The sequence below is a fragment of the Leifsonia sp. NPDC058292 genome (assembly GCF_042880955.1).
Classification (GTDB): Bacteria; Actinomycetota; Actinomycetes; order Actinomycetales; family Microbacteriaceae; genus Leifsonia.
In genome coordinates this window covers 26,364-43,558 of record NZ_JBHVYL010000005.1, presented here as the reverse complement: position 1 = coordinate 43,558, position 17,195 = coordinate 26,364, and the positions used below count along the sequence as shown (strand labels likewise).

14 protein-coding genes are annotated in these 17,195 nt (G+C 68.0%); 13 read left to right on the top strand and 1 reads right to left on the bottom strand.

Annotated elements, in window-relative coordinates:
• Window positions 1-48: 48 nt before the first annotated feature.
• The 3 genes from ACFVWR_RS05125 to ACFVWR_RS05115 are packed head-to-tail and all read left to right on the top strand — an operon-like array spanning window position 49 to window position 3,314.
• The gene (locus tag ACFVWR_RS05125) at window positions 49-1,722 is read left to right on the top strand and encodes a DUF885 domain-containing protein (RefSeq protein ID WP_387208688.1); all 1,674 of its coding nucleotides are present in this window, start codon (window positions 49-51) and stop codon (window positions 1,720-1,722) included.
• Window positions 1,723-2,334 (top strand): DUF4166 domain-containing protein, encoded by a 612-nt coding sequence (locus ACFVWR_RS05120; protein WP_387208686.1) that lies wholly within the window; start codon window positions 1,723-1,725, stop codon window positions 2,332-2,334. It abuts the gene before it with no gap.
• A complete protein-coding gene (locus ACFVWR_RS05115; protein ID WP_387208684.1) occupies window positions 2,331-3,314 on the top strand; it encodes an epimerase in 984 nt (327 codons plus the stop codon). Before ACFVWR_RS05120 ends, ACFVWR_RS05115 begins: the two co-directional genes overlap by 4 nt.
• Before the next feature lie 9 nt (window positions 3,315-3,323).
• Here the strand turns inward: ACFVWR_RS05115 and ACFVWR_RS05110 are convergent, their stop codons facing one another.
• Window positions 3,324-3,416 (bottom strand): hypothetical protein, encoded by a 93-nt coding sequence (locus ACFVWR_RS05110; protein WP_387208682.1) that lies wholly within the window; start codon window positions 3,414-3,416, stop codon window positions 3,324-3,326.
• Window positions 3,417-3,423: 7 nt separating this feature from the next.
• Here ACFVWR_RS05110 and rpsA point away from each other — a divergent pair, with 7 nt between their 5' ends.
• The 10 genes from rpsA (at window position 3,424) to uvrC (ending at window position 17,195) form a co-directional block, all read left to right on the top strand.
• Window positions 3,424-4,896, top strand: a complete 1,473-nt coding sequence (rpsA, locus tag ACFVWR_RS05105) for a 30S ribosomal protein S1 (protein WP_387208680.1) — start codon at window positions 3,424-3,426, stop codon at window positions 4,894-4,896.
• A gap of 168 nt (window positions 4,897-5,064) precedes the next feature.
• The gene (gene coaE, locus ACFVWR_RS05100) at window positions 5,065-5,664 is read left to right on the top strand and encodes a dephospho-CoA kinase (protein ID WP_387208678.1); all 600 of its coding nucleotides are present in this window, start codon (window positions 5,065-5,067) and stop codon (window positions 5,662-5,664) included.
• Between the two features lie 96 nt (window positions 5,665-5,760).
• Window positions 5,761-7,827 (top strand): excinuclease ABC subunit UvrB, encoded by a 2,067-nt coding sequence (gene uvrB, locus ACFVWR_RS05095; protein WP_387208676.1) that lies wholly within the window; start codon window positions 5,761-5,763, stop codon window positions 7,825-7,827.
• Between the two features lie 92 nt (window positions 7,828-7,919).
• Window positions 7,920-8,624, top strand: coding sequence for a DUF4129 domain-containing protein (locus tag ACFVWR_RS05090; RefSeq protein WP_387208674.1), 705 nt, complete (start codon window positions 7,920-7,922; stop codon window positions 8,622-8,624).
• On the top strand, window positions 8,621-9,247 hold the full coding sequence (locus ACFVWR_RS05085) for a hypothetical protein (RefSeq protein WP_387208672.1): 627 nt from the start codon (window positions 8,621-8,623) through the stop codon (window positions 9,245-9,247). Before ACFVWR_RS05090 ends, ACFVWR_RS05085 begins: the two co-directional genes overlap by 4 nt.
• Window positions 9,237-10,274 carry an AAA family ATPase gene (locus tag ACFVWR_RS05080; protein ID WP_387208670.1) on the top strand — a complete coding sequence of 346 codons (1,038 nt, stop codon included), beginning with the start codon at window positions 9,237-9,239 and terminating at the stop codon, window positions 10,272-10,274. Before ACFVWR_RS05085 ends, ACFVWR_RS05080 begins: the two co-directional genes overlap by 11 nt.
• Window positions 10,271-11,611, top strand: a complete 1,341-nt coding sequence (locus tag ACFVWR_RS05075) for a DUF58 domain-containing protein (protein ID WP_387208668.1) — start codon at window positions 10,271-10,273, stop codon at window positions 11,609-11,611. The genes ACFVWR_RS05080 and ACFVWR_RS05075 overlap by 4 nt, the downstream gene beginning before the upstream one ends.
• Window positions 11,608-12,138 carry a hypothetical protein gene (locus ACFVWR_RS05070; protein WP_387208666.1) on the top strand — a complete coding sequence of 177 codons (531 nt, stop codon included), beginning with the start codon at window positions 11,608-11,610 and terminating at the stop codon, window positions 12,136-12,138. Before ACFVWR_RS05075 ends, ACFVWR_RS05070 begins: the two co-directional genes overlap by 4 nt.
• A 166-nt stretch (window positions 12,139-12,304) precedes the next feature.
• Window positions 12,305-15,190, top strand: a complete 2,886-nt coding sequence (uvrA, locus tag ACFVWR_RS05065) for an excinuclease ABC subunit UvrA (protein ID WP_387208664.1) — start codon at window positions 12,305-12,307, stop codon at window positions 15,188-15,190.
• A 25-nt stretch (window positions 15,191-15,215) separates the two neighbouring features.
• On the top strand, window positions 15,216-17,195 hold the full coding sequence (gene uvrC, locus ACFVWR_RS05060) for an excinuclease ABC subunit UvrC (protein WP_387208662.1): 1,980 nt from the start codon (window positions 15,216-15,218) through the stop codon (window positions 17,193-17,195).

The following is a 17,195-nucleotide window of genomic DNA, read 5'->3' as shown; positions in this document are numbered from 1 at the left end:
CCGGGCGGGGAGTGGTGGCGGCAGCATCCCGGCCAATAGGGTCGGGGTATGACGAACGCAGAGAAGCGCGACGCCACTCCCATCGACACGATCGCCGAGGAGTGGGTCGACACCCAATTGGAGTTGTACCCGGAGTTCCACGTCTGGCTCGGTCGGCCTGGGCGTGAAGGCGAGTACGGAGACTATTCGCCCGCCGGAGCGGAGACCGCTGTGGCGAAGGTCAAAGAGGCCCTCGCGAAGGTCGAGGCCGCTGAGCCGGTCGACGACATCGACCGCGTGACCAAGATGGACCTCGCTCGCGATCTGCAGCTTCAGGTCGAGAAGCACGAGGCCGGGTTCGGCCAGCGCGACCTGAACGTGATCGCCTCCCCGGCCCAAGAGCTGCGGGACATCTTCGATCTCGTTCCGACCGACACCGAAGAGGACTGGTCGAACGTCGCGAAGCGTCTGCACAACCTGCCGGCGGCGATGGACGGCTACATCGAGACGCTGCGCAGCGGCATCGCATCCGGCAATGTGCCGGCGATCCGTCAGGTGCGCGAGGTGCTGGCGCAGGCGCAGAAGCAGGTGGCCGGCACGGGGTTCTTCTTCGAGTTCACGGGCGGTGCGACGGTCGCCGACGGGTCGCTGCCCGACTCGCTGACCTCCGATCTCGCGGCCGGGGCCCAGGAGTCGGCCGACGCGTACGCGAAGCTCGCCTCCTTCCTCGAGAACGAGCTCGCACCGCACGCTCCTGAGAAGGACGCCGTGGGCCGTGAGCTCTACCAGCTCGCCTCCCGCGACTTCCTGGGAGCGACGGTCGACCTCGACGAGACCTACGAGTGGGGCATCGAAGAGCTGGCCCGCATGGTGGCCGAGCAGGAGGCGATCGCCCGCGAGATCAAGCCCGGCGCATCCGTGCACGAGGCGATCGAATTCCTCGACGGCGACGCCTCCCGCAAGCTGCACGGCACCGATGCTCTGCAGCGCTGGATGCAAGAGACGAGCGATCGGGCGATTGAGGAGCTCGGCAAGTCGCACTTCGACATCCCGCAGGAGATCCGCCGTCTGGAGTGCATGATCGCCCCGACGCAAGAGGGCGGCATCTACTACACGGGACCGAGCGACGACTTCGCGCGCGCCGGTCGCATGTGGTGGAGCGTTCCCGAGGGTGTGACCGAGTTCGACACCTGGCGTGAGCTGACGACGGTCTACCACGAGGGCGTTCCCGGTCACCACCTGCAGATCGCGCAGGCGACGTACAACAAGGCGCAGCTGAACTCGTGGCGGCGCATCGCCGGCACGAGCGGCCACGCCGAGGGCTGGGCGCTCTACGCCGAGCGCCTGATGCAGCAGCTCGGCTACCTCGACGATCCGGCCGACAGGCTCGGGATGCTCGACGGACAGCGGATGCGCGCTGCCCGCGTCGTGCTCGACATCGGCGTGCACCTGGAGAAGCAGCTGCCCGACGGTTCCGGCCCGTGGACGGGCGAGTACGCGTTCGGGTTCCTCGCCCAGAACGTGAACATGAACGAGGGCTTCGTGCGCTTCGAGGTGAACCGCTACCTCGGCTGGCCGGGGCAGGCTCCGTCGTACAAGATCGGTCAGCGCATCTGGGAGCAGCTGCGCGACGAGTACGCGAAGCGCGAGGGCGCATCCTTCGACATCAAGGCGTTCCACAAGAAGGCGCTCGACATCGGCGGCGTCGGCCTCGACACCCTGAAGTCGGCTCTTCTCGACTGAGTGCCCTCGCCTTACGAGGCGGTGCTGGGGGAGCGGCTCACCGAGCTGCACCCCCGGCTCGCCCCCTACTTCCGTCAGCTCCCGCCGGGTAGTCACGGTGTCGGGATCGGCGTGTTCGACACCGTGGGCACACCGCGACGATGGCTGTGGCCCCTGCTCGCCCTGGTCGCTCCCGCCCACGTCGCCTTTCCCGTCTGGGAGAGGGATGTGCCGTTCACGGTTCTGAACAGTCCGCATCCCGCTGGGGTGCGCGCGGAGCGGGTGTTCCGGTTGCGGTCGGGGGAGCGCACGATGGTCGACCTCATCTCGGCCGAATCAGACGCACTCGTCGACCGGCTGGGCGCGCCCGTCCGCTTCGAGACGCGGCTCAGGGCGTTCGTCGTCGACGGCGGGCTCCGCCTGGAGTCGATCGCGTCGGCCGTGCGGTTCAGGCGGGTGCGCGTCCCGCTTCCGAGGTTCGCCGGGCCGCGCATCACCCTGACCGAACGATACGACGCGGTTCGGGATGCGCAGCGCGTCGAGATCGCCGTCGTCGCGCCCGTGATCGGTAGGCTCTACGAGTACGCGGGCACCTTCCGCTACGAGATCCGAACGGGGGAGCGGAGAGCGTGAGCGAGCGCATCGTGCTGGCCGGAGCATCCGGGTTCATCGGCACTCATCTTGCGGAAGCCTTCCGGGAGCGGGGCGCGGAGGTCGCGGTGATCGGCCGCTCGGGCCCCGACGCCGCTTGGGGCGACGCTGCGACGATCACACGGCTGGTCGACGGCGCCGACGTCGTGATCAATCTGGCCGGCAAGAGCGTGAACTGCCGGTACAACGACGCGAACCGCGCCGAGATCTTCCGGTCACGGCTCGACACGACGAGAGAGCTCGCGGCGGCGATCGCCGCCAGTGACGCCCCGCCGCCGCTGTGGATCAACTCGTCGACGGCCACGATCTACCGGCACGCCGAGGACAGGCCCATGACCGAGTCGACCGGTGAGCTCGGCACGGGCTTCTCGGTGAACGTGGCCACGTCGTGGGAGCGCGCCTTCTTCGAAGCCGATCTCCCGCAGACGCGCCGCGTCGCGCTGCGGATGGCGATCGTGCTCGGCGACGGCAGCGCCCTCGTTCCGCTCATCCGCCTCGCCCGGTTCGGCCTCGGCGGCGCTCAGCGCGACGGGCGCTGGTTCGCGACGACGGCCCGCCGCAACGCGGGCACGTTCCACGAGTTCGGCGCCCGGGGCGGGCGCCAGCGGTTCAGCTGGGTGCACATCGACGACGTGCTCGGGGCGATCGAGTTCGTGCGCGAGCATCCGGAGCTCGACGGAGTCGTGAACGTCTCGTCGCCGCATCCGGTCGACAACCGTGCGTTCATGGCGACGGTTCGCCGCGTGCTGGGAATGCCGATCGGTCTTCCCGCGTTCCGCTGGATGCTGGAACTGGGATCGGCGGTCATCCGCACGGAGACCGAACTCGTGCTGAAGAGCCGCTGGGTCGTTCCCGAGCGACTGCTGGCGGCGGGATACGAATTCACGCAGCCGGAGCTCGAACCGGCGCTGCGCGACATCGTCGCTCGACGCGGGTTGCCGCCCGCCTCCATCCACAGCTAGACTGGACTGTCACATTTGTGGCATTCTCATCCACTCGCCGTTTCGCGGATCGTAACAACGCACCACTCGCGACCGGCCCGAATCATGTCCATAACGGAGCACTCACTACATGACAACCGCAACGACCGACAAGGCACCCAAGCAGGTCGCCGTCAACGACATCGGATCTGCTGAAGACTTTCTTGCCGCGGTCGAAAAGACGCTGAAGTTCTTCAACGACGGTGACCTCATCGAAGGTACCGTCGTCAAGATCGACCGCGACGAGGTCCTCCTCGACGTCGGTTACAAGACCGAGGGTGTCATCCCCTCGCGCGAGCTTTCCATCAAGCACGACGTCGACCCCACAGAGGTCGTCGAGGTCGGCGACACCGTCGAGGCGCTCGTTCTCCAGAAGGAGGACAAGGAAGGCCGCCTCATCCTGTCCAAGAAGCGTGCGCAGTACGAGCGCGCGTGGGGCGACGTCGAGAAGATCAAAGACGCCGACGGCGTCGTCACCGGTACGGTCATCGAGGTCGTCAAGGGTGGCCTCATCGTCGACATCGGTCTTCGTGGCTTCCTCCCGGCTTCGCTCATCGAGCTCCGCCGCGTTCGCGACCTCACGCCGTACCTCGGCCAGGAGATCGAGGCGAAGATCCTCGAGCTCGACAAGAACCGCAACAACGTCGTGCTGTCGCGTCGTGCGCTTCTCGAGCAGACCCAGTCCGAGAGCCGCACCACGTTCCTGAACAACCTGCACAAGGGTCAGGTCCGCAAGGGTGTCGTGTCGTCGATCGTCAACTTCGGTGCGTTCGTCGACCTTGGCGGCGTCGACGGTCTCGTCCACGTCTCCGAGCTCTCCTGGAAGCACATCGAGCACGCCTCCGAGGTCGTCGAGGTGGGCCAGGAGGTCACCGTCGAGATCCTCGAGGTCGACCTCGACCGCGAGCGCGTCTCCCTGTCGCTCAAGGCCACTCAGGAAGACCCGTGGCAGGTGTTCGCCCGTACCCACGCGATCGGTCAGGTCGCACCAGGCAAGGTCACGAAGCTGGTTCCGTTCGGTGCGTTCGTTCGCGTCGCAGACGGCATCGAGGGCCTCGTGCACATCTCGGAGCTGTCGGGCAAGCACGTCGAGCTCGCCGAGCAGGTCGTTTCGGTCGGCGACGAGGTCTTCGTCAAGGTCATCGACATCGACCTCGAGCGTCGCCGCATCAGCCTCTCGCTGAAGCAGGCGAACGAGGGCGTCGACCCCGAGGGCACCGAGTTCGACCCGGCGCTCTACGGAATGCTCACCGAGTACGACGACCAGGGCAACTACAAGTACCCGGAAGGCTTCGACTCGGAGACCAACGAGTGGAAGGAAGGCTTCGACGCCCAGCGCGAGAAGTGGGAGCAGGACTACGCTGCAGCCCAGGCTCGCTGGGAGGCGCACAAGAAGCAGGTTGCGAAGGGTCTCGAAGAGGCTGCTTCGGAGTCGACTTCTTCGTCGTCCTCGTCGCCGTCCACCGGTGGTTCGACCTTCTCGAGCGAGACCGCCGGCGGCGGAACCCTCGCCGACGACGAGTCGCTCGCCGCTCTGCGCGAGAAGCTCAGCTCGAACAACTAACTGTGTTCCACGAACGGCCGGCCCCTCGGGGCCGGCCGTTCGGCCGTTAACCGGCGTTCGGTTCGCCGGACATCCGATGACGTTGCCGCGATCTGACCGTCATGACGGAGACTCTGACGGCGCGTCGCGCGATTCCTCCGTCATTCCCGCCGCCGATAGGCTGAGCGGGTGCAGCTGATCGGACTCACCGGAGGAATCGCATCCGGCAAATCGACAATCGCCCGCCGACTCGCCGAGCACGGCGCCGTGGTGGTCGACGCCGACAGGATAGCCCGCGAGGTCGTCGAGCCGGGGGAGCCTGCTCTCGCCGCGATCGCCCAGCGCTTCGGCCCGAGCGTGCTTAGCGCCGACGGGAGCCTCGACCGGCCGGCCCTCGGTGCGATCGTCTTCGGCGATCCGGATGCGCTGCAGGCGTTGAACGGCATCACGCACCCCGCTGTGCTGCGCACTTCGACCGCTCGGTTCGAGCAGGCGGCGGCCCAGAACCCGGATGCGGTCGTCGTCTACGACGTGCCGCTCCTGGTCGAATCGGCGAACGCGTACCCGTTCGACCTGGTCGTGGTGGCGCACGCGGCTGCGGACACCCGCGTCCGCCGTCTGGTGGAGTTGCGCGGGATGGAGCAGGCGGAGGCCGAGCGCCGCATCCGGTCGCAGGCCACCGATGAGGAGCGGCTGGCCGTGGCGGATGTCGTCATCGACACCGACGGTTCGCTCGAGCAGACGCTCGCGCAGACCGATGCCCTGTGGGAGCGCTTGTCGGGCTCGTGACCAGCGGGTTCGGCCTGACGTGATCGGGCGGTGCGTCGCGTTCCGCCGAGAGCGCACACCGGCCTCAGTGTCAGTGGTGCTGCCTAGACTTGAACCATGCAACCCACGCGCGCCGTCCGTCCGTTCGAGGTCGTCAGCGAATACAAGCCCAGCGGTGACCAGCCGCAGGCGATCGCCGATCTCGCCTCCCGAATCAACGCGGGTGAGACGGATGTGGTGCTCCTGGGGGCGACAGGCACCGGCAAGTCGGCGACCACGGCCTGGCTGATCGAGCAGGTGCAGCGCCCGACCCTGGTGCTGGCGCACAACAAGACGCTGGCGGCCCAGCTGGCCAACGAGTTCCGCGAACTGCTGCCCAACAACGCCGTCGAGTACTTCGTCTCGTATTACGACTACTACCAGCCCGAGGCCTACGTGCCGCAGACAGACACGTTCATCGAGAAAGACTCCTCGATCAACTCCGAGGTAGAGCGGCTCCGCCACTCGACGACCAACTCGCTTCTCAGCCGCCGCGACGTCGTCGTGGTGTCGACTGTCTCCTGCATCTACGGCCTCGGTGCGGCCGAGGAGTATCTGGAGGCCATGGTCGCCGTGCAGGTCGGCGAGAACGTCGGTCGTGACAAGCTCATCCGTCGCTTCGTCGGCATGCAGTACGAGCGCAACGACGTCGACTTCTCGCGCGGCAAGTTCCGGGTTCGCGGCGACACGATCGAGATCATCCCGGTGTACGAAGAGCACGCCGTGCGCATCGAGCTCTTCGGCGACGAGGTCGAGGCGATCTACACCCTGCACCCGCTCACCGGCGAGATCATCTCCAAGGTCGACGCGGTCTCGGTCTTCCCGGCGACGCACTACGCGGCGAGCCCTGCCACGATGCAACGAGCCATCGGCACGATCCAGACCGAGCTGCACGACAGGCTGGTGGAGCTGGAGCGCGAGGGCAAGCTGCTGGAGGCCCAGCGGCTGCGGATGCGCACGCAGTTCGACATCGAGATGATGGAGCAGATCGGCTTCTGCTCGGGCATCGAGAACTACTCGCGCCACATCGACGGCCGGCAGCCGGGTGAGGCGCCCAACTGCCTGCTCGACTACTTCCCCGACGACTTCCTCGTCGTGATCGACGAGTCGCACGTGACCGTTCCGCAGATCGGCGCGATGTACGAGGGCGACTCGTCCCGCAAGCGCACCCTGGTCGAACACGGCTTCCGACTGCCCAGCGCGCTCGACAACCGGCCGCTGCGCTGGAACGAGTTCAAAGACAGGGTCGGTCAGACCGTTTACCTCTCGGCCACCCCCGGCCGCTACGAGATGGGGATCGCCGACGGCATCGTCGAGCAGATCATCCGCCCCACCGGGCTCATCGACCCGGAGATCGTGGTGAAGCCCACCAAGGGCCAGATCGACGATCTTCTGGAAGAGATCCGGCTGAGGGTCGAGCGAGACGAGCGCGTGCTGGTCACGACGCTCACCAAGAAGATGGCGGAGGAGCTCACCGACTTCCTCGCGGAGGCCGGCGTGAAGGTGCGCTATCTGCACTCCGACGTCGACACACTGCGCCGTGTCGAACTACTGACCGAACTGCGCGCGGGGCTCTACGACGTGCTCGTCGGCATCAACCTGCTGAGAGAGGGTCTCGACCTGCCGGAGGTGTCGCTCGTCGCCATCCTCGATGCAGACAAAGAGGGATTCCTGCGCTCGTCGACCTCGCTCATCCAGACCATCGGTCGCGCGGCTCGCAACGTCTCTGGCCAGGTGCACATGTATGCGGATGTGCTCACCGACTCGATGAAGAACGCGATCGAGGAGACCGACAGGCGACGCGAGAAGCAGGTCGAGTACAACCGGGTGAACGGAATCGACCCGACGCCGCTGCGCAAGCGGATCGCGGACATCACGGATGTGCTGGCCCGCGAGGGCGCAGACACGGCCAAGATGCTCGCGGGGCGGGAGGCGCGCAAGAAGAGCCCGACGCCGAACCTGCGCAAGGGCGGCATCGCCGCGAACGGCGCCAACGAACTCGAGTCGCTCATCGCCGACCTCAACGAGCAGATGCTGCAGGCCGCGGGCGAACTCAAGTTCGAGTTGGCCGCCCGGCTGCGCGACGAGCTCGGTGATCTGAAACGCGACCTTCGGCAGATGGAGAAGGCCGGCCACCTGGGCTGACAGGTGCCGGGCGGGCCACCGGGCGAGCGCTTCACCGCGACAGCGCTACGGTGGTCGTGTGGGCTCGATGACGGTGGCAGAACGGTGACGCGGTGAAGCGACACCGCACAGTTCTGGTCTGCTCGGGCCTTCTGCTGATCGCCGTCGTGGCGATCGCGGTGCAGGGCGCGCCCCGGTTCGGGCGCATGGTGTGGGTCCCGCAGTGGACGCAGCCGACCGCACCCGCGGTGGTCGACACGAACGGGGCCTCGGCGACACCCGCTCCGCTGTCACGTCCGCACACGACGGTGCTCGACCTCTCCTGGGTGTTCCTGCTGGCTGCGGTGGTCGTGATCACCGTGGTGGCGCTGCTGATCTGGCGTGCCGTCCGCAAACGTCTCGCCCAGGCCGACCGGGAGATCGTGGTGGCCGAGGTCGATGGGCTCGGCGAGACGGTTCCCCTTCCCGAGGAGCCTGATGCGCCGCAGGTGCGGCGCGGTCTCGACCGCGCAATCGACATCCTGGACGAAGAACGCGTTCCGCGCGATGCGATCGAACAGGCGTGGCTCGGTCTGCAAGAGGCGGCGGAGGAGTCCGGCGTCCGCCGCTTGGCAGCGGAGACACCGAGCGAGTTCACGGCGCGCATCCTCGTGCGGGTGGGCGCGGACAGTGGGGCGGCGAAGACCCTGCTCGACCTTTACCTCAGAGCGCGCTTCGGAGACGCTCCCGTCACCGCCGGGCAGGTGGACACCGCGCGCCGGTCGCTCGAATCGTTGCGCGCATCCTGGACGACCAGTGATCGTCGGGGTGGCGCGTGAGCGCGCGCGACGGCCGGCTTTCCCTCTTCGTTCCGCCCCGGAGGCGGCGCACCATCCTGTGCGTGCTGGCCGGGGTCGTGGTCGGCGTTGCCGGCTGGTTCTTCGGAATGGATGTCGCCCACGCCATCGGACTCGGCGCGGTCGTGGCCGCGCTGGCGTTGGGGCTGGCCCTCGTGGGCGACCAACCGCGCGTCGACTGGGCGCCCGCGGCGATCGAGCCGCGCGACGGCGCCCGGCGGGATGTCGTGCAGCTCGGCTGGGCGTTGCACTCCCGGCGGCGTGGTGTCGCCCCGGAGGCCGTGCGGAGACTGCGAACGGTCACCGCCCAAGCGCTGGAGCTGCATGGTCTGGAGCTCGAGAACGACGCACACCGTCGTGAGATCGAACGCGTGCTCGGCGCGACGGCTCTGCGGGCGATCCGGCGCGGTGCGGAGTCGCCGACACCGGCGCTGTACGAATCCGCGGTGCGCGCGCTCGAAAGAATCGCCGCGGCGCCCGCCGGGCCGCTGGCGTCGGCGCCCGATGCCCCCACGCCCGATGCACCCACGCCCGATGCCCCGGCGCGCGCCGCCGTCGCGCCCCTGAACGACCCACCCGAGAAGGAGCCCTCCGATGCCCGCTGACACAACCGTCGATTCGTCCGAGATCCGTGCACTTCCCGTCGCCGAGATCGAGCGGCTGAGCGAAGCCATTCTGCACCGGGTGTCGACTGTGGTCGTGGGGATGCGCCCGGCGCTCGATCTCGCCCTCGCCGCTATCCTGGCCGGCGGCCACGTGCTGTTCGAGGATGTGCCCGGGCTCGGCAAAACCCTCGCCGCGCGGAGCATCGCCTCAGCGATCGGCCTCGACTTCCGCCGGCTCCAGTGCACGCCGGATCTGCTGCCCGCCGACATCACGGGCTCGTACGTGTACGTTCCGGCGTCGAGCGAGTTCGTGTTCCGACCCGGGCCCGTGTTCACCGGGCTGTTCCTCGCCGACGAGATCAACCGCACGTCGCCCAAGACGCAGTCGGCTCTGCTCGAGGCGATGGCGGAGGGGCAGGTGACTGTCGAGGGCCAGAGCTTCCCGCTCCCGCGGCCCTTCCACGTCGTCGCGACCTCGAACCCGATCGAGTACGAGGGCACATACGCTCTGCCCGAGGCGCAGCTTGACCGGTTCATGGTGCGGCTGGCCGTCGGGTATCCGGATGCGGCCGGCGAGAGTCAGGTGCTCCTGGCGCGGGTGAGCCGGCGTCGGGAACGGGCCACCGTCGAACCGGTCATCGACGCGTCGACCCTGCGGGCGATGCAAGCCGGCGTCGAAGCGGTGGACGTGGATCCGGACATCGCGGCATACTGCGTCGCCATCGCCGCGGCGACCAGACGCCACCGCTCGGTCGAGGTCGGAGCTTCGCCGCGCGGGTCGCAGGGCCTCCTGCTCATCGCGCGTGCGCGGGCGGTGATGTCGGGTCGCGATTTCGTGATCCCCGACGACGTGAAGTCCGTCGCCGTGCCTGTGCTGGCGCACCGGCTCACGCTCACCGTTCAGGCCTGGACGAGCGGCTTGCAGGCGAGCCAGGTCGTGACCGAGGTGGTCAACTCCGTGCCCGGGCCGCCGGTCGTCGGCTCGCGGAGCGCCTCCCAGCAGCCCGAGCGCGCCGCGGGCGTGTGATCGTCGTGAGTGGCCAGGCCGACCCCACGGCTCCGAATGCTCCGGCCGAGCCGCTGACCCCGGTCCATCGTCGGTGGCTCCTCAGCCCCGCCGTGACGGCCGGGGTCATCGTCGCAGTCGCCTGTCTCGGCGTCGGCTTCGTGACGGCCAGGATCGACCTGGCTCTCGTCGGCGTGCCTCTTGTGGTTGCGGCGGCCTGGGCCTGGGACAGGCGGCCCGGCGAGACCGTCGGAGTCGACGTGAGCACCACCGCGACGACCGATGGCGCCGATGCGACGGCCGAGGTGCGGGTCGCCGCGACGACGAGGGCGGATGCCGTCGAGCTCCGGCTGGCCCTCCGTGGGCAGGCACCGCAGCACGCCTTCGTCTCCGTGGCAGCGGCGCGGCGGATCGCGGGACGAGTGCGGCTCGCCCACTCCGGGCCGCAACAGCTGGTCGCCGCCGAGGTGCGCATACTGGGGGCCGACGCCTCGATCGTGAGTGACCCGACGCCGCCGAGCGTCGCCTCACGGGTCGTTCGCCCGCGAGTCGTTCCGGTGCGCAGCCTTCCTCTTCCGGCGAGGCTGATCGGCCTCACGGGACAGCACGGCTCGGCCCGCGCGGGAGACGGCGGCGAGTTCCGCGATGTGGACCGCTTCACCGCGGGGGATCGGCTCCGGCGCATCGACTGGAAGGCGACGGCGCGTCGCGGTCAGTCGCCGGGAGACCTGTTCGTGCGGCGCACGATGGCGACATCGGATGCGGCCGTGCAGTTCGTCTTCGACAGTCGTGACGACCTCACGGGCCGCGTCGCCGATTGGGCTGCGCAGTATCCCGAACTCGGTGTCGGTTCGCAGGACCTGGCCCGCGAAGCGGCGGTCTCGCTGGCGACAGCGTATTCAGCGGCGGGGGACAGGGTGGGATTCGACGATCTTGCTTCCGTCGCCCGGCAGATCCCGCCGCGCGCCGGCGGACGTCATCTGCAGCGGGTGCTCCGCGCGGTGTCGCTCACCGGCCCGAACGGCGCGGCGGGAGACCGGGTTCGAGCGCCCGTGCTCGCTCCGGGCGCCCTCGTGTATGTGCTGTCGACGTTTCTCGACGAGCAGGCTCTGCGTCTCGCGCTCGTGTGGCGGGCGGCGGGGCACCGGGTGATCGCGGTGGATGTGCTTCCGACGGTCGACGACGGCGGTCTCAGCACCCGGGAACGCTCCGCGCTGCGTGTCGTGCTGCTCGAGCGGGAACTGCGCTTCCGCCGCCTCACTGCTGCGGGCGTCGATCGTCTGCGCTGGCAGACCGGCGGGGGAGAGCACCGCGACACGGCGCTTCGCGTGCTGAGCCGACCGAGGAGGCCCCGATGAGCGCCGTGCCGCCGGCGAGGCCCGAACTCGGGACCGCCGTTCCGGGCTGGAGCGTGCGAGTGCTGTTCGCGGCCATCGCCGTCGCGCTGTGCATCGGCCTCGCGCAGCCGGGCTTCTGGCTCGCGGTCTCGCTCCTGCTGGTCGCGGCCGCGGTGGTCATCCCGCGCTGGCTGACGGCCTGGTTCCTGATCGGCGCTCTCGCGCTGACCGCGCTCGGGCGGGATCCGTCGGTGCTCGACTGGCGGATCTACGCGCTGATCGCCGGCGCCAACGCGCTGCACGTGCTCGCATCGTGGATGCTCGTCATCGGTGCCTCTGCGACGGTGCAGCCCTCGGCGCTGTGGCCGAGCGCGCGACGATTGCTGCTCGTCCAGGCCGCAGTGCAGCCGGTGGCCGTCGGCGCGCTGGCGCTGACGAGCGCCAGCACCGGCCGCTCGCTCGCCGTCTTCGCCGTGGTCGGCGGGCTGAGCGTCGCCGCCCTCGTCATCGTCCTGGCCGCTCCGTTGGTGCGGCGACAGGAGCCCTGAGCTTGCAATGTCGGTGGTGCGGCATAGACTCGCCGCGTGCCGGGAGAGCCCTCGATCATGGTCGAGCGCAGCGGTCGATGGGGAGCCGCTACAATCGAACATATCTTCGATGCGCGGTGGGCGAACACGAGCCGGCATCGTCAACGAATAGCGGAGAATTGATCGAGTGAGTATCAAAAAGGTGACCGGGTCCCACCTCAGTGTCCGGGGCGCGCGCGTGCACAATCTGCACAATGTGGATCTCGAGATCCCGCGTGATTCGATGGTCGTCTTCACCGGGCTCTCAGGCTCCGGCAAGTCGTCGCTCGCATTCGACACCATCTTCGCCGAAGGGCAGCGGCGTTACGTCGAGTCGCTCTCGGCATACGCCCGGCAGTTCCTCGGCCAGGTCGACAGACCCGATGTCGATTTCATCGAGGGCCTCAGCCCCGCGGTGTCGATCGACCAGAAGTCCACGAACCGCAACCCGCGCTCGACCGTCGGAACGATCACCGAGATCTACGACTACATGCGCCTGCTGTGGGCGCGCATCGGGGTGCCGCACTGCCCCGTCTGCGGCGAGCCCATCCAGCGCCAGACCGTTCAGCAGATCGCCGACCAGCTCATGGAACTCGAGCAGGGAACGCGCTACCAGATCGTCAGCCCCGTCGTGTCGCAGAAGAAGGGCGAGTTCGTCGACCTCTTCAAGGAGCTCGCGGCGTCGGGCTTCTCGCGCGCCCTGGTGGATGGTGAGCAGATCCAGCTCAGCGAGCCCCCGACGCTCAAGAAGCAGTACAAGCACGACATCTCGGTGGTGGTCGACCGCCTGGTCGCCGGCCCCGACATCCTCGGTCGTCTGACGGATTCGCTGGAGACCGCTCTGCGACTCACCGATGGCCTGGTGCAGGTCAACTACGTCGACCTCGAGGGCCCGGATGCCTGGCGCAACTTCAGCGAGAAGCTGTCGTGCCCGAACGGTCACCCCATCCAGCTCACCGAGATCGAGCCGCGCACGTTCTCGTTCAACGCCCCCTTCGGCGCCTGCCCCGAGTGCTCCGGACTCGGCACGCGCATGTCGGTCGACGAAGACCTCCTCCTCGGTGACTCCGACCTCAGCATCGCCGAGGGCGTCATCGTGCCATGGACGACCCAGGGCAAAGGGCTGTTCCAGTACTACGAGAAGCTGCTCGACGGGCTCGCCCGCGACCTCAAGTTCTCGCTGAAGACACCTTGGAAGAAGCTCAGCCAGGAGGTGCGCGACGCGGTCATGCGCGGCGACAACTTCGAGGTCAAGGTCAAATGGAAGAACCGCTACGGTCGCGAGATGAGCTACACCTCGGGATTCGAGGGCGTGGTTCCGTACATCGAGCGCCAGTACGTGCAGGCGGAGACCGACACCCAGCGTGCGCGCTGGGCGGAGTACCTCCGCGAGGTGCCGTGTCCTGTCTGCGGCGGAAAGCGACTGAAGCCCGAGGTCCTCGCCGTGCTGGTGCATGGCGCGAGCATCGCGGATGCGGCAGAGCTGAGCCTCTCCGACGCGCGTTCCTTCATGGAGAAGCTGCACCTCACCCCGCGTGAGGAGAAGATCGCCGCGCAGGTGCTGCGCGAGATCAAGGTGCGACTCGACTTCCTCATCCAGGTCGGGCTGAACTACCTCAACCTGTCTCGAGCCGCGGCGACGCTCTCCGGTGGAGAGGCCCAGCGCATCCGGCTGGCGACGCAGATCGGCTCGGGGCTCACCGGCGTGCTGTACGTGCTCGACGAGCCGAGCATCGGTCTGCACCAGCGCGACAACCGGCGCCTCATCGAGACCCTCATCGCGTTGCGCGACCTGGGCAACACGCTCATCGTCGTCGAGCACGACGAAGACACCATCCGCACCGCCGACTGGATCGTCGACATCGGTCCGGGAGCGGGTGTCAACGGCGGGCACGTGGTCCACTCCGGTTCCTACGACGACCTCCTCGACAACACCGACTCGCTCACGGGTGACTACCTCGCAGGGCGCCGTGAGATCGAGATCCCGTCGAAGCGCCGCAAGATCGACAAGAAGCGCATGATCTCGGTGGTCGGCGCCGAGGCGAACAACCTCAAGAAGGTGACGGTCGACTTCCCGCTCGGCACGTTCGTCGCCGTCACCGGCGTCAGCGGCTCGGGCAAGTCCTCGCTCGTCAACGACATCCTCTACCGGGTGCTGGCCAACAAGCTCAACGGGGCCCGCAAGCTGCCCGGAAAGCACAAGGTGGTCACCGGTCTCGACAACCTCGACAAGGTGGTGCACGTCGACCAGGCGCCGATCGGGCGCACGCCGCGCTCGAACCCGGCGACGTACACGGGAGTGTTCGACCGCATCCGTACCCTGTTCTCGGAGACGATGGAGGCCAAGGCCCGCGGCTACCTGCCCGGCCGGTTCAGCTTCAACGTCAAGGGCGGTCGCTGCGAGGCGTGCGCCGGCGACGGAACCATCAAGATCGAGATGAACTTCCTGCCTGACGTCTATGTCGCTTGCGAGGTGTGCGGGGGAGCACGGTACAACCGCGACACCCTGTCGGTGCACTACAAGGGCAAGAACATCGCCGAGGTGCTCGACATGCCGATCAGCCAGGCGGCCGTGTTCTTCGAGCCGATCTCGGCCATTCACCGGTTCCTGAAGACGCTGGTCGACGTCGGCCTGGGCTACGTCCGCCTCGGCCAGAGCGCCACGACGCTCTCCGGCGGCGAGGCGCAGCGCGTCAAGCTGGCCACCGAGCTCCAGCGTCGTTCCAACGGTCGAAGCGTCTACGTTCTCGACGAACCGACCACGGGCCTGCACTTCGAGGATGTGCGCAAGCTTCTCCTCGTGCTGAACGGCCTGCTCGACAAGGGCAACACCGTCATCGTGATCGAGCACAACCTCGACGTGATCAAGTCGGCCGACTGGATCATCGACATGGGACCCGAGGGCGGCGCCGGAGGCGGAATGGTCATCGCGACAGGCACACCGGAGCAGGTCGCCGAGTCTCCAGACAGCCACACCGGCTACTTCCTCAAGGAGATCCTGCAGGGGGCCGACAGCGCCCGGGGCGCCGCGTAGATGCGCAGGCTGGGAGACTAGGGCCGTGGCCGACACCGTCAGTTACCGGCCGAAAGCCGGGGAGATCCCGACGCAGCCGGGCGTGTATCGCTTCCGCGATCCGAACCGCCGGGTGCTGTACGTCGGGAAGGCGAAGAACCTCCGCGCGCGACTGAGCAACTATTTCCAGCCGCTGCGGAGCCTGCACGAACGCACCCGGCGCATGGTCACGACGGCGGCCTCGGTCGAGTGGACGGTCGTCGCGAGCGAGTTCGAGGCGCTGCAGCTCGAATACACCTGGATCAAGGAGTTCAACCCGCCGTTCAACGTGCAGTTCAGGGACGACAAGTCGTACCCGTACCTCGCGGTGACGCTGGGCGACCGCATCCCGAGGGTGATGGTCACGCGAAATCGGGGGCAGAAAGACGCGCGCTACTTCGGCCCGTACACGAAGGTGTGGGCGATCCGCGACACCGTCGATCTGATGCTCAAGGCCTTCCCGATGCGCAGCTGCTCCGACGGCGTGTACCGGAGGGCCGAGCTCACCGGCCGCCCGTGCCTCCTCGGCGACATCGGCAAGTGCGCGGCGCCGTGCGTCGGCCGCATCAGCCCGGAAGACCATCGCGAACTGGCCGAAGACTTCGTCTCGTTCATGGCGGGCAACGACACCCAGTACATCCGGGTGATGACCGACCGCATGAAAGACGCCGCCGGCAAGCAGGATTACGAGGCCGCGGCGCGTCACCGAGACGCGATCCAGGCCCTCGAGGCCGCGATGGGCAAGAGCGCTGTCGTGCTGCCCGACAACGTGGACGCCGACGTGTTCGGCATCGCCCACGACGAGCTCGCGGCGGCCGTGCAGCAGTTCATCGTGCGCGGCGGTCGTATCCGCGGTGTGCGCAGCTGGGTGGTCGACAAGGAGCTCGACGTGTCTCTGGGCGAGCTGGTGGAGACGGTGGTGCAGAACGCCTACGAGGGCTCGGACGCACCGCCCCGGGAGATCCTGGTGCCCGAGCTCCCCGACGATGTGGTCGAGTTGGAGGAATGGCTCACCGAACGTCGCCGTGAGATCGGTGATCCGTCCGCACCGCGGGGCGTTCTCTCCGGTCGCGTCGCCATGCGGGTGGCCCAGCGGGGCGACAAGGCCGCTCTCGTGCAGACGGTCGAGATGAACGCCAAGAACGCGCTGGTGCTCTACAAGACGCGGCGCAGTTCCGACTTCGTCGCTCGTTCCAAGGCGCTCAACGACATCCAGGATGCCCTCGGCATGACCGACGCGCCTCTGAGGATGGAGTGCTACGACGTCTCGCACCTGAGCGGCACCAACATCGTCGCGTCGATGGTGGTGTTCGAAGACGGTCTGCCCCGCAAAGACCAGTACCGCCGGTTCAGCATCCCCGAGTCCACCGACGACACCGAGTCGATCTATCAGGTGATCACCCGACGCCTCGCGTATCTGAAGAATCCGGAGCTCGACGCCGAGTCAGACACCCCCGAGTCGGTCGCGCCCAGCGCCGAGGGCGGCGACGATCCCTCCGTCGACGTCGATGCCGAGGTGGAGGCCGCGGCCGAGAAGAGGCGCAAGAAGTTCTCGTACCCGCCGAACCTGCTCATCGTCGACGGCGGGCAGCCGCAGGTGGCGGCCGCCCGGCGCGCGCTCGAAGAGTCGGGGGTGCAGGGCATCCAGCTCGCCGGCATCGCCAAGCGCCTTGAAGAGATCTGGCTTCCCGACTCCGACTTCCCGGTCATCCTGCCCCGCAACAGCGACGCGCTCTTCCTCATCCAGCGCATCCGAGACGAGGCGCACCGCTTCGCGATCACCTACCAGCGCACCCGGCGCCGGCGCGACATCACCTCGGTTCTCGGGGAGATTCCGGGTCTCGGTCCGTCGCGCGTGAAAGAGCTGCTGAAACACTTCGGCTCCGTGACACAGTTGCGAAAGGCGACCCCGGAGGAGATCACCGAGGTTCGCGGCATCGGCCCCGCACTTGCGCAGACCATCCACGAGCGACTCGCCAGTCGATAG